General features: G+C 33.2%; 10 protein-coding genes and 1 tRNA gene. 1 reads left to right on the top strand and 10 read right to left on the bottom strand.

The annotated features are described in order from the left end of the window. Window positions 1-45: 45 nt before the first annotated feature. Window positions 46-1,680, bottom strand: a complete 1,635-nt coding sequence (locus DWB61_RS03160; protein WP_125029442.1) for an ABC-F family ATP-binding cassette domain-containing protein — start codon at window positions 1,678-1,680, stop codon at window positions 46-48. A gap of 233 nt (window positions 1,681-1,913) precedes the next feature. Here DWB61_RS03160 and DWB61_RS03155 point away from each other — a divergent pair. After that, window positions 1,914-2,001: transfer RNA gene (locus DWB61_RS03155), tRNA-Ser, on the top strand. A gap of 184 nt (window positions 2,002-2,185) precedes the next feature. Here DWB61_RS03155 and DWB61_RS03150 read toward each other — a convergent pair. The 9 genes from DWB61_RS03150 to DWB61_RS03110 all read right to left on the bottom strand — a co-directional run bounded on the left by DWB61_RS03150 (window position 2,186) and on the right by DWB61_RS03110 (window position 13,075). After that, window positions 2,186-2,944 carry a hypothetical protein gene (locus tag DWB61_RS03150; RefSeq protein WP_125029441.1) on the bottom strand — a complete coding sequence of 253 codons (759 nt, stop codon included), beginning with the start codon at window positions 2,942-2,944 and terminating at the stop codon, window positions 2,186-2,188. Window positions 2,945-3,207: 263 nt separating this feature from the next. Continuing rightward, on the bottom strand, window positions 3,208-3,537 hold the full coding sequence (locus DWB61_RS03145; RefSeq protein ID WP_125029440.1) for a hypothetical protein: 330 nt from the start codon (window positions 3,535-3,537) through the stop codon (window positions 3,208-3,210). Between the two features lie 104 nt (window positions 3,538-3,641). Further along, window positions 3,642-5,219: a hypothetical protein gene (locus tag DWB61_RS03140; RefSeq protein ID WP_125029439.1), complete on the bottom strand. Its 1,578-nt coding sequence runs from the start codon at window positions 5,217-5,219 to the stop codon at window positions 3,642-3,644. Window positions 5,220-5,545: 326 nt separating this feature from the next. Next, a complete protein-coding gene (locus DWB61_RS03135) occupies window positions 5,546-7,618 on the bottom strand; it encodes a polysaccharide biosynthesis protein (RefSeq protein ID WP_225423346.1) in 2,073 nt (690 codons plus the stop codon). Between the two features lie 177 nt (window positions 7,619-7,795). Continuing rightward, entirely contained in the window at window positions 7,796-8,767 is a 972-nt protein-coding gene (locus DWB61_RS03130; RefSeq protein ID WP_125029437.1) for an MraY family glycosyltransferase, read from the bottom strand. Between the two features lie 50 nt (window positions 8,768-8,817). Beyond that, on the bottom strand, window positions 8,818-9,576 hold the full coding sequence (locus DWB61_RS03125) for a glycosyltransferase family 2 protein (protein WP_125029436.1): 759 nt from the start codon (window positions 9,574-9,576) through the stop codon (window positions 8,818-8,820). A 7-nt stretch (window positions 9,577-9,583) separates the two neighbouring features. Continuing rightward, the gene (locus tag DWB61_RS03120) at window positions 9,584-10,870 is read right to left on the bottom strand and encodes a phenylacetate--CoA ligase family protein (RefSeq protein WP_125029435.1); all 1,287 of its coding nucleotides are present in this window, start codon (window positions 10,868-10,870) and stop codon (window positions 9,584-9,586) included. Window positions 10,871-10,876: 6 nt separating this feature from the next. Then, window positions 10,877-11,908 carry a glycosyltransferase family 4 protein gene (locus DWB61_RS03115; protein ID WP_125029434.1) on the bottom strand — a complete coding sequence of 344 codons (1,032 nt, stop codon included), beginning with the start codon at window positions 11,906-11,908 and terminating at the stop codon, window positions 10,877-10,879. A gap of 99 nt (window positions 11,909-12,007) precedes the next feature. Next, the gene (locus DWB61_RS03110) at window positions 12,008-13,075 is read right to left on the bottom strand and encodes a glycosyltransferase (RefSeq protein WP_158614358.1); all 1,068 of its coding nucleotides are present in this window, start codon (window positions 13,073-13,075) and stop codon (window positions 12,008-12,010) included. Window positions 13,076-13,081: the final 6 nt, after the last annotated feature.

Here is a 13,081-nt window from a genome sequence, read left to right as displayed (position 1 = left end):
CAGAAATTAATTCTACAAGCTTTATATAATCAAAAAAAAACATTCTTATTTCTTTTCTAACTCTGTAAGGTGTTCCATTTTCTTATTCTCAAGAAATTCAGAGATACCACACAAGTGTTCTTTCACTTTCTTATTGCCAAATTCATATACCTTATCTGCCAAACCATTTAGGAAATCTCTATCGTGTGAAACGAGTATTAGTGTACCATCAAAAGCCAATAGTGCATCCTTTAAAATATCCTTGGTTTTTAAATCAAGGTGATTAGTAGGCTCATCAAGAATCAAAAGATTAACCGGCTCAAGCAAAAGTTTAATCATTGCAAGTCTGGTACGCTCTCCTCCTGAAAGCACTTTTACTTTCTTGGTTGAATTATCGCCTCCAAACATGAAGGCTCCCAACATGTCTTTAATCTTTGTTCTGATATCGCCTACTGCAACATCATCAATAGTTTGAAAAACAGTTAGATTTTCATCTAATAATGAAGCCTGATTCTGGGCGAAATATCCAATCATGGTATTGTGTCCCAATGTAAGATCTCCGGTGTAATCAATCTCATCCATAATAGCTTTTACCAAAGTCGATTTCCCCTCACCATTTCGACCTACAAAGGCTACTTTTTCTCCACGCTCAATCGTAAATTTAGCATCAGCAAACACTAGATTATCACCATAAGACTTAGCTAATCCATCAGCTATAACAGGATAATTTCCAGAGCGAGGCGAAGGTGGAAACTTCAATCGTAAAGCTGATGTATCTTCCTCATCGACCTCGACAATAACCATTTTCTCAAGCATCTTTTCACGTGATGATACTTGGTTCGTTTTAGAGTATGTGCCCTTAAACCTATCAATAAAAGCCTGATTATCGGCAATAATTCTTTGTTGCTCCTCGAAGGCTTTCTGCTGATGAAGACGTCTATCCTTTCTCAACTCCAAATACTCCGAATAGTTTACTTTATAGTCATAAATACGCCCCATAGTCACCTCAATGGTACGAGTCGTAATATTATCTACAAAAGCACGGTCGTGAGAAATCACAATCACAGCTTTCCCAGATTCCTTAAGGAAATTCTCTAGCCACTGAATCGATTCAATATCCAAATGATTAGTTGGCTCATCAAGAAGAATTAAATCGGGTTGACGTAAAAGAATTTTTGCTAGTTCAATACGCATACGCCAGCCACCACTAAACTCTGATGTTGAACGAGTGAAATCCTCTCGCATAAAACCAAGACCAAGCAAGGTTTTTTCAACCTCGGCATCGTAATTAATCTCTTCAATAGAGTAAAAGACTTCACTTAATGAAGAAACACGTTCTATTAACTGATAGTACTCTTCAGATTCATAATCAGTACGCGAAGCCATTTGTATATTCAAATCCTCGATTTCTTTTTCCATTTCGAAAATCCTGGAAAAAGCTTGAGAGGCTTCTTCAAATACAGTTCGGGTATTATCAGTCATCAAGTGCTGTGGCAAGTATGCAATTACAGCATCTTTAGGAGCCCCAATTCGCCCACGAGTAGGTTTGTCGGCACCTGCAATAATCTTTAATAGAGTCGATTTACCAGCCCCATTTTTTCCCATAAGGGCTATCCTATCCTTCTCGTTTATAACAAAGGAAATATCTTTAAATAAGGTAGTGCCACCAAACTCTACCGCCAAACCATCAACTGAAACCATTCTTCTTATTTTTCGCCTTGAGGCGCACATATGAATGCGATCACCAAGCCATATTTATTTTCAAGCTGCAAAGATATAAGAGATAGTCGAAAATCATTATTCTGAAGAAGCTTTTTACATAGAAGCTTGAATAAGAGAAACAAAACAAAAGTTCACCAAACTCTTTATCAGTTTTATGTCCACTCTAGTTTTGAAAAGCCAATTTTTATTCTACTTTTGTTGTCTCAACATCTGGAGGGATGACAGAGTGGCCGATTGTGCGTGCTTGGAAAGCACGTGTACCGCAAGGTACCGGGGGTTCGAATCCCTCTCTCTCCGCCAGTATTTAAAGGCAAAGCAGCATTTCTAATGCTGCTTTTTTTATTTGAAATTCACTCAGGTGTAACATAGGTGTAACAAATTTCTCACTTTTACGACTAAAAAACAAAAAGCTGCCACGCATAGCGAAGCAGCTTAAAAAACTTAGAGTTTAAAGGCATTCTAAGTAAAGGGTATAGCTAGTAAATTAAATACCTCCAACTTTATCACTAAGGTCATCGATAAAATCTTTATCAGCTTGTGTAAGACCAGATCCATTGGTAATAGCCCAAACAATCTCTTGAATTCTGTCAGTTATACTATTATACTCGTCCATTTCCTCTGGCGCAAAATCGTTAATATCAATCATTTTATATCTAAGAGCATCAACAAGAAAATCAATCAATTCGGAAGTAGAAGTACCTCTAATAATATATGAAACCAAGCTGCTACTACCCTCTTTCCCTTTGTTTACACAATATAGAAATAGAACAACATTTAGTTGTGTACTTCCAAAAATAGTAATACGAATCTCTTGCAAGCAAATCCCATTTTGATAATTGTTATCATCTGTTTCATTATCATCACGATTGTACTCAAACACACATCCTGCAGGAATTATAACTTCCTGATCCTCCTTTGTCGTATTTTCAAAAACCATATTAAGTAAAACCCATTGTCCACCTGAACCATACATCCCTTCATAATCCTTTAAGTTCGATTCACTCCTTAAAAAATTTTCACCCACTAATGAAACAGAAGAATCTCCAGCACCTCTAACTTCGCCCACAATAGAAATCCCAGGAGGCAAAACAAAGGGTGCAGCAATTTCTAATTCTCCGCCAGCATCTCCCATACCAGGGATGTTTCCAGGTTCTTCTTTGCTTTGGGAATCATTTTTTTCACATGAGATGATTGTTCCAGATAAGAACATCAAAGTAATAAGTATGAATTTTATCTTTCTCATAACAACAAACATTAAAGAATTACAATATTTAGTGAATGAATTAACGCGAAATTGGCTTTAGACATAATTAAGGTATTCACACACGAATTTAATAAAGCGAAACAATGAGTAAAACCCAACTATCTCACAAACCATGCATTACCTGGATCGTCGCAAAGTCCAGACGCATTATATTTGACGTCTAAACGTGAATCAAATCGCTATGTTTAGAGGATTAGCTATTCAGAAATAACTTGATGGAATAGATTTAATTATAAAGATTATTATTCATTATTTGTAGAGCTACTTTTAACAGCTCCTTCTTGTTGTATATACACACCAAATTCCATACTGGTATGTTTGGGGATACTAGGAACACTTTTTACAGGAGGTGAGGTTGATACCAAATCCATTGGAATAATAACAGCAGAATCAATATCATCAACGACAACAAGAGGGTTTGAAAATAAATTTTCAACATCATATATTTCAGGATTTCGTACTTCAGGCAAAATTGGAATTTCTCCATTTCCATTTCCATTTCCATTGCCGCTTTTCTCGGTACAACAGAACATCAAACAAGCTAAAAACAATATGGGGAATAATTTTTTCATGATTAATTAGTGTAGTGTTAGTCGTAAATATCTTATTTCTTATATATTTTTCTAACATTATTAGTACTCTAAAGAATTGGATTAAAAATTCTGTCTTTCAAGATCTAATTTTTTATATCAGCTTTTTTAGTATCAGTTAAAAAGTTATTATTCCTATTATCAACAGGAATACTCCTTATTAAATAAACTCCAAATTCCAAGCCAGTGTGTTTAGAGACCGTTGTAATATTTCCAATTGGTTGAGATTTTTGTGTTAAATTCATAGGGATACTAATACTACCACCTTGGTATTTTCCAGCCAATAAGGGTGAATGATCTAAATACTCAATATCAAAAATCTCATAGTTTGCTCCCTCCTCAATAATATCGGATAAATCAACATCAACAGAACCTTTTAAATCCCAATTGTAAACAGTTATATAAGAACGTCCTGCTTCATACTTATTAGGCCGAATAAAAACTTTAGTACCAACTGGAGCGTCTGTCGTATACAGACTATTTGCATCAATTGAGTAGGTTTGTTTCCACTGATCAAAGTTAAGTGAGATATGATTATAAGGTTTATCATGAGTTCCTGCATAATAGGTATTATTATCCCAATCATAAGACGAAGTCTGAACCCCTGAAGGAACTTCCAGATATACTAATTTACCAAAACCAAGGATTGTATTCCCAGTTAATTCAACAGAATTCCAATTGTTTATTCTTAAGACTGGGAACCCTCCCATCATATAATTATCCTTAACAATAATATCTCCATTAGCAACAGCATAACCAAAGCGAACATTATCAGCAATTATCGATGAGTTGTGAAAAGTATAATTATCTGTGTACACTAATCTATCGGCAGGTTGGCTCCCCCCCACAAGTGCATTAGCAGTTAACTTAGTATCTCCCGATATAATTCCATTGTTAAAACACGAGTTTCCTTCAATATGAAAACCTTGAATTGAACCATTCTCAGTATAAACATGAAGTCCCATACTAAAATTATTAAACATGAGATTATCCATTACCACCTTAGTCCCATTTAAATTCTGAGAGTAAAATGCATGACCATGACCTCTATCAGGCCCCTGCCATCCATTGTGATAAACTACACATCCATAAATTTCAGTATCTATAGATTGAATCCATGCAGCTATTCCATTACCAGGGGCATCATGTACAATAACATTAATAAGTTTTATGTGATGCCCTGTAATATTTACACCTGTAGCATTGGGTATATCTGATGGAAAACTACCAGATATCTGTGAAAGCCTTTGAGTATTAGAATCTGTAATTGTAAACCCCCAATAACTTACATATGATCCTTTTATAGATAAGATACCAGAACCTGTCTGCCCTATTCCATCAATTGTAACTCTTTCTCCAGGAAACTGACGCACTATTATATTTGCGTCTTCAGAACCTACTAAATCACTAGAAAAATGTCCTTTATATACACCAGCATGTAACCAGATAGTATCTCCTGGCGTTACACTTGGAGGGTGAGAAAGAGCAGTTCTAAGGTCCCATGGACTAAATTCACTTCCATCTCCATTAGCAGATCCATTTACTGTAACATGATAAGAAGTTGCAAAAGAGTTGAATGCAAAAAATAGCAACAGGATATGTAATTTAATGATCATTTGAAATACTCTGGACAATCTATTTGCTAATACAATAATGGCCTTCATTTTCAATATTATTTAAACAATGAAATGGTTAGTCTACAAGTAATTTTGGATTAGAGAGAATAGTCAATTATAAAGATGATGACTAAATATTCCTTTTATATACATAAGGGTGTATACGAGAAAAAATTCCAATAGTTTCAAAAAAAATAAAAATAATTTTATGAATAAAACACTTCACTTCCTTAGACACTTCTACATGCCTATAACACATCATTTCCGATTACATTAAAACACTCATTAGAAACAGCCTTACTCCAATTATTCTAATCGGATTTCTTTTCATTCACCTATCATTATATTTTAATCAGTTTATATCTATAACAATACTAAAGAGAGTTAAATGTTTTCACGTTATCTTTAGGTAATTCAACCTTTACTAATTTTGATTTTTCAACCAAATATTTTCTCCTCATTTTAAGACTATCTATTTTAGTTGAAGAACTAACTTTTGATTTTTTAGTTTGAAACATCAATAACTCATCATTTATTTTTTTAGTCTGATTATCTAATAGTTCAAATGTTGAATTTTTCGAAATAAATTCAGGTACTAAACTCTTCATTCTAGCTACGAGCATTTCGTTATTTTCTATGTTCAGGTAATTTATAATTTCTGTAATAGCTGTATTCACCTCATCGAAATTATGTGAACGAACCTGTCCAATCATAATCTTCTCATTATGGGTTGGAAGAGTATTCTCGTTTCTTGCTAACAGTTCTTCATATAGTTTTTCTCCTGGTCTCAGACCAGTAAAAATAATATGGATATCAACATTCAATTTCAATCCTGCTAATTGGATCATCTTTTTCGCTAAATCGAGAATCTTAACTGGTTTTCCCATATCAAAAACAAAAATCTCACCACCCTGCCCCATACAACCAGCTTCTAAAACCAATTGGCAAGCCTCTGGGATGGTCATAAAGTATCGAGTTATATCGGGGTGAGTCACTCTTACTGGTCCGCCCTGTTCTATCTGTTTTTTAAACAGAGGAACTACCGAACCATTCGACCCTAATACATTTCCAAATCGAGTTGTTATGAAAGAAGTCTTTATATCCTCTCTTTGAGCCAATGACTGAATATATATTTCACAAATACGTTTGGATGCCCCCATCACATTAGTTGGATTTACAGCCTTATCTGTCGAAATCATGACAAATTTTTCAACTCTAAATTCTACAGATAAATCTGCCAGAATTCTTGTCCCTCCAACATTGACTCTTAAAGCTTCATACGGATTATCTTCCATTAAAGGAACATGCTTGTATGCAGCAGCATTAAAAACCACTTCAGGGTTAAAATGTTCAAAGACCTTTCGCATTCTCGCAGAGTTTGACACATCACCAATAACCAGTTCAAATGAAGCTTTTTTATATTTCGAATTAATTTCTTGTTGTAAATCATACAAAGCTGATTCCGCTTGATCAAGAAGCACTAATTTTCCTATCGGAAATTTTAGCAATTGACGAACAATTTCTGAACCAATTGATCCAGCTGCTCCAGTCACTAAAATTATTTTACCAACTAAACATTGATGTATTCTTTGTAAATTCAATTGAATTTCATCTCTACCTAATAAATCTTCTATCTTAACATCCCTAACACTTTTTGCTGGCATTTTCCCATCAATCCAATCATCAAAAGCAGGTAACACTTTTACTTCCCAATTGTTTTCCAAACAGATCTCTGTAATCTCACTAATTTTCTCCTTTCGCATTTTAGATATGGCTAGAACCAGCATGCATACGCCTTTTTTCATCCCCATAGATAGTGCTTTTGGAAAACTACTTACTTGAATATCTCTTAAATGCGTCGCCCATTTATTCTTGTCATCATCAACAAATCCTACAACTTGATAATTTTCTTTACGCTCCTTATTTAGTATCTCTAATGCTAAAAGACCTAAATCTCCTGCTCCATATATCAATGTTTTCTTTGTTTTTTCAACTTTTGATAAATATGAGAATACCTCTCTCACAAGTAATCTAAATCCAGTGAGGAAAAATAAAGTGAATATAGCTTGAAGGACTAAAACCAAATAAGGTATATGTATGATTCCTACTTCAAAGAGCTGATTTAAAAAATCCAATACAAAGAGCACAATAACTGCACTAAAGTTTGTATAAATAAGTCGAATTAGTTCTCTAAGTTCTGTATGACGAATTACGCCTTTGTATGAACTAAAAAACAAAAAACTAATTGCATATATCCCAACACAAATTCCTCCCGCAGTTAAAAAATCCAACACACTTATAGTAGGTAGTTTGAAATTTAATCGAACCACGTAAGCAATTACAAAAGCAATAGATGTTAAAATGAGATCAATCAAAAATATCCACCATGGAGATAGAATTCTTGCATTTAAGATCTTTAACAAACGTGCTTTCAAGAATTTGATCATTTTCAAAAACAGCATACCAGTATATAATTGAAAGAAAATTTTAAAAGGAATAAACAAGAGAACCTCACGTCTCTGCTATTACCATATAACCCTAAAATCATTTCACCTATAAACAATCATTTAAAATTAATAGTTTACAAGCTATATGATTCTGAATAAATCAATTCTGCTTATTATCTAGCTTCCATCTATATGCAAACTATAAATCTTCCTTTTAATGTAGAAATAAGCTATTGATAAAAGAATAACGATAGAAAATAAGTAACAATAACGAATCACGATATCCTGATTCATTAAGAAGAAATAACCAATAAATATGATCATTTGTAAAAGTGCATATCCACAAGCCACCTTAACATGAGAAATGCGGCATTCATTAGCTAGTATTTGATAAAGATGTTTTCTGTGTGCTTCAAAAATATTCTCTCTCAATACTAATCGATGAATAATCGTTAAAACTGAATCGATACCATATACAACCAAAAGAATAAAGAAACTTAGATCTCCGCTTATAACAACTAATTTCCAAAGTAAGAAGAGTAAAATAAATGCTATGCTTACTGAACCAACATCTCCTGCAAAACACTTGGCTTTAACGCGAATGTTATAAAAAAGAAATACTAGCAAGGACATTCCAACGATATAAACAAAATCATTCTGAATAAAACTTATAAAATTATTATTGGTAAACCATAAACAGGATAAAACTGAAATACTGTACAAGCCAGTAATACCGTTGATCCCATCCATAAAGTTGTAGGCATTTATAATGCCTATACTAACAATTATGGCAACGATTAGATAAAGGATGGAACTAGAAAAAAGATTCAATTGAAAACAAATAAACAGTATCCCAATTAAATGAACTGTTAATCGAATCCAAGTAGATAAGGATAAAATATCATCGAGAAAGCTTATTAGACAAATTACTGTCAAGCCCAGATAGAACCAAGGGTATTCAAATCCAGATTGAAAATACCAAAGTAAAGCCGCCAAATAAAATATTATGCCCCCACCACGAATTACCGTATTAGAATGAGAACTTCTTAAATTAGGCTTATCAACAATTTTAAATTTATTCGCAATGGCAAAATAAATTTGAATTCCTCCCAATAAGATTATAAAATAATAAGAATAGGTTAAAAGCATATCATTCTCACTATGATCATATTAACTTCACTTTTGTTTAATTAAGAGAACTATAGGTAATATCGTACAAAGCCATTAATCATCCACAAAATGGTATACTTAATAGCCTGACTCGTTCTCATCTCTTGAGTTTCTTTCAGAAATAAGAAATGCTTCCCAATTAACTTAAACTTGTTGCTAGTTGCCGAATCTAATCTTTGTCTATAAAAAGCCAATTCTTCATCGAGACCATACGATTTCGTACCTGTTTTAAGTATTGAGAGCCACAATGCATAATCCTGCTTTCTTCTGTGTTCCGACATATAAAATTTTCCTAAAGTTTCAGCATCATATATAGCAGTTAAACAACTTATTTCAGTTCGCTTTAATAAATCTTTATATGAAACGGGTGTCTTACTGACTCGAAAAGTGCTTTTAATGACCTTACCACTTTCATCTAAATATCCATAAGAAGTATGAGAAAAGAGAGCTCCTTTTTCTAACATAAAAGCAATATGTTTCTCTAATTTTTGAGGATGCCAAGTATCATCACTATCTAAGAATGCTATATATTTTCCATTAGCTTTCTTTATAGCATGATTACGAGTTATACCTGAGCCAGAATTAACTTTATTAGAATGTATTTGAACCCGATTATCTTTACGACTTAGTTCAGAAAGAATACGCCAAGAGTCATCAGTCGACTTATCGTCTATTAATATCCATTCCCAATTTTTATAGCTTTGACAAAAAACACTTTCTGCCGTTTCCATTAAAAATAAAGATGAATTGTAAACTGGAGTAATTATCGAAACCAATGGCTGATCCATAATTCGCTTAATCTATCGTCGTAATAAAATCTCTAAGCTTTCCCGATTGCTCACGGAAATTCGTTCTATGCAATATATTTAAGTCAATATCAGTGTCAAAATATTTATGAGCTTCAACCAAAATCAAATCTTTCATTTTATCTGAAACTTCCTCTTTTAACCAAATATCCAATTTTCCTTTCTCTACCTGATGTGCCTGATAATTAATCTGCACTTTATGCTTTAAATAGATATTCTTAAAAACATAATAAAGAGTTAAGCTTGGGTATTTTTTATTTTCACCCAAAATACTTTTCCCAACTCGCCCATTAATTTCTTCGATAATAGGATGTTGCAGACCACATTTACATTTCTTATTTCTAGGAGCCAATACAACAGAATCTCCAAGTTTATACCTTATGATTGGAAAAGAATAGGAATGAAGATTTGTTACAATAATTTCGTTATTTTCATCAGTTTCAACGTATACACCTTCCATGTTTATGTGCATATTCCCTTTTGAACATTCAAAAGCAATAATCCCGGTTTCAGCAGCACCATATTCACTGATGATTTTATGACCGAACACTTTCTTGACGACATCCTGATAATGAGGATAGATTTTCTCAGAGGTTCCTTTTATCATTTTTAGATTCTTATGAATTATTCCTCTTTTCTCCATTAAATTGGCCAGTTCGTAAATTACAGAGCTGTAACCTTCTATATATTTAACATTCGGAAGTTTCTTCTCCAGACTGAGTAAACTTTTCTCATCATAGTCAAACATCCTATATCGATTCAATAAAAAATCAAAAAATCGGATTCTTCTTCTTTCTGATGCTCCAGTATTATAACCCCAAAAATAGAGATTTGACTCCCAAGGCTTTACCCCATGCCATGAATAGCCTCTTAACATGGAAGCTCGATTAAAAGAATCCCAAGACTCGTTGCGATAAAAAGTTAAAACCTCACCACTTGTACCAGATGTCTCACATAAAAACTCTTTTTCAAATTTCTTTTCCTGATAAATATCAGGCTTTCTACTTAGCAATTCACTCTTCGAAGTTATCGGAATGTTAAAAAAATCTTTTAATGTGAGTGTTTGAGGATTGATACCTGATTTTTGAAATAGCTCTTTATAATAAGCTGAATTCAATCCGATAAATGACAAAAGCTTCTTCAATCGAAATTCCTGATACGCTTGTAATTCTTCAAATGAGTATTTTTCAGTTTGTTTTAATTCAGAATAGTGCTTCCACAAGGAAGGATTCCTATATTTTGCCCCAATCTGAAATAAAATCTTCGATAAATTCATCATACATTAATTTGATAACAAGCTTAACCACTGATTTCGCACCAAATTCCAATCCCATTCACAAGCTTTATTCCTTGCAGCCTTACTAATTTTATTTACGTTTTCCGGGTGATTTTCCAAACTTTTAATAGCTGATACTATTGCTTCACTATTATTAGGTTCTACCATTATACCTTCTTCCTTATCTCTAAACAAATAAGGTATACCTCCTACCTTAGTTGATATTACGGGAAAACCTAATGCCATAGCCTCCATCACACTAACTGGAGTATTATCAATATTTGTAGTATTCAAGAAAATATTATAACCTTTCGACAAAGCGATCCATTCTTTTTGTGATACTTTTCCTGTAAAACTCACAAAATCGTTTAGACCATAATCTGTAACCATTTGTTTGGTTTTTTTTAAGGACCCATCTTTATCTGGTCCAACCATACAAAGCTTTGCCTTATCGAATCCATTATTGTGTAATTGACGTAAGACTATGATTGCTAAGTAAGGATTGTATATTTCGTGGAATGAACGAACCCACAATAAGTTCATTTCCTTTTCTTCTTCAATTGATTTTACTTCGAACGAGTAGTTCACTAAATCAATGAAATTCGGAATAACCAAATAGTTGCCTCCAACAGCTTTCTCCATCTCAACTTTTAAGTAATCAGAAGGACAAACAACCTCATATGCCTTACTCAAAAATTGCTTCATAAGTTTTGGTGATCGTTTGGCTCTTAATGGCAAATTACCCCCGTGTAATATTGGAACATATTTCAAGTGAAATAATCTGGATAATACAGCAGAACTCCATGCATATAAGAAAGATGAGGTACTATATGTATCAATCAGTAAATAATCTGATTTTCTATTTAAAATCACCAACCACCACATATGCAACAAACGAAATATCTTATTTTGTTTGTTTGACCCTTGCACTACTTCAAAATCGTTTTTTAAACGCTCACCTAAAGTTTCGACTAAGGTTGGTGTTAAACCATATTTGGAGAGTTGATTCCCAATATAAACTAGCTTACACTTCTTCATAAATTGGTTCTACGAATAATCAAAAAGTAATATTCTCTTGTATAAATAAAGACAGATACTTTTAATTAGAATTGGATATCTACAAAACCACTTTTTAAATTAAACAACCAGTTTGAGATACTGAACTAAAAATGAATTTGCCCCATATTTATCGAGAACTCTTTCTTTAAGCTTTAGAGCTCTTAACTTAGCATCATCTCTGTCAGATATTACATGAAGTAAAGTCTTTGAGAATGCTTCGATATTCTCAGATTCTACTAACCAGCCGGCTTTACCATAATCAAGTACTTCGGAGCATTGTCCAACTGAAGTTGAAATCACAGGTAGTTCTGCTAAACCATACTCTAATAAACTTACTGGTAAACCTTCGAAAGTTGAACAAATTACTGCAATATCAGCCTTCAACAAATATTTCGAAGGATCAGAAACAGAACCGATTAAATTAAACACTGAACTCAAATTATATTTCTCAATCAGAGAAATTAAGCTTTTATAATAACTATCGTTCTGATAGGCTCCTACTAAATGAACACTTAACCTAATATCACCTAGCTCGGATTGAATTTCACTAATTGATTCAACAAGTAAATGATGATTCTTAGGCTTCTTCAAATTAGCCAAATATATAATTTGAACTGAATCCGTTGGCCCATCATGATTAATGTTCAAATTTAAATGAGGAAAATTTTTTAAGTATACGATCTTATTATCAGCTAACAAAAGGTGTTTTTTCGCCCATTCTTCTAATTTATTATTAACAACGATAACCCGATCAAATAATACCGAAAACAAAATATAAAGGAGGTTTCTCTTACTATCATATTCTCTATTTCCATAGTGATCATGCCAGATTAATCGTAGAGAAGGTTTGAAAATTTTTATAATACCACCCATAAAAATAGACGAAGAGTGTGCATGAAGAACTTCAATTCTGTGTTTATATACATATTTTAGAAGTCGCATAAAAGCCTTCAAATCAAATGTCCTTTTCTTATTCAAATAGAATAATTCAACACCTGGTAAGATATGTCTACTTAATGCCCCCTTACACCTTGTCGTGCATAAAAACGATTTATTATTCGTCTCACTCAATAAGTTAGCTATATTAACCGACATGCGTTCGGCACCGCCAGGATTTAGGTTATCAATCAACTGAAGAATACGCATACTCAA

It is taken from the genome of Ancylomarina euxina (genome assembly GCF_003863355.1).
In the GTDB taxonomy this organism is placed as follows: Bacteria; Bacteroidota; Bacteroidia; order Bacteroidales; family Marinifilaceae; genus Ancylomarina; species Ancylomarina euxinus.
The sequence above is the reverse complement of the archived record's forward strand: the minus strand, read 5'-3'. Positions and strand labels throughout refer to the sequence as shown.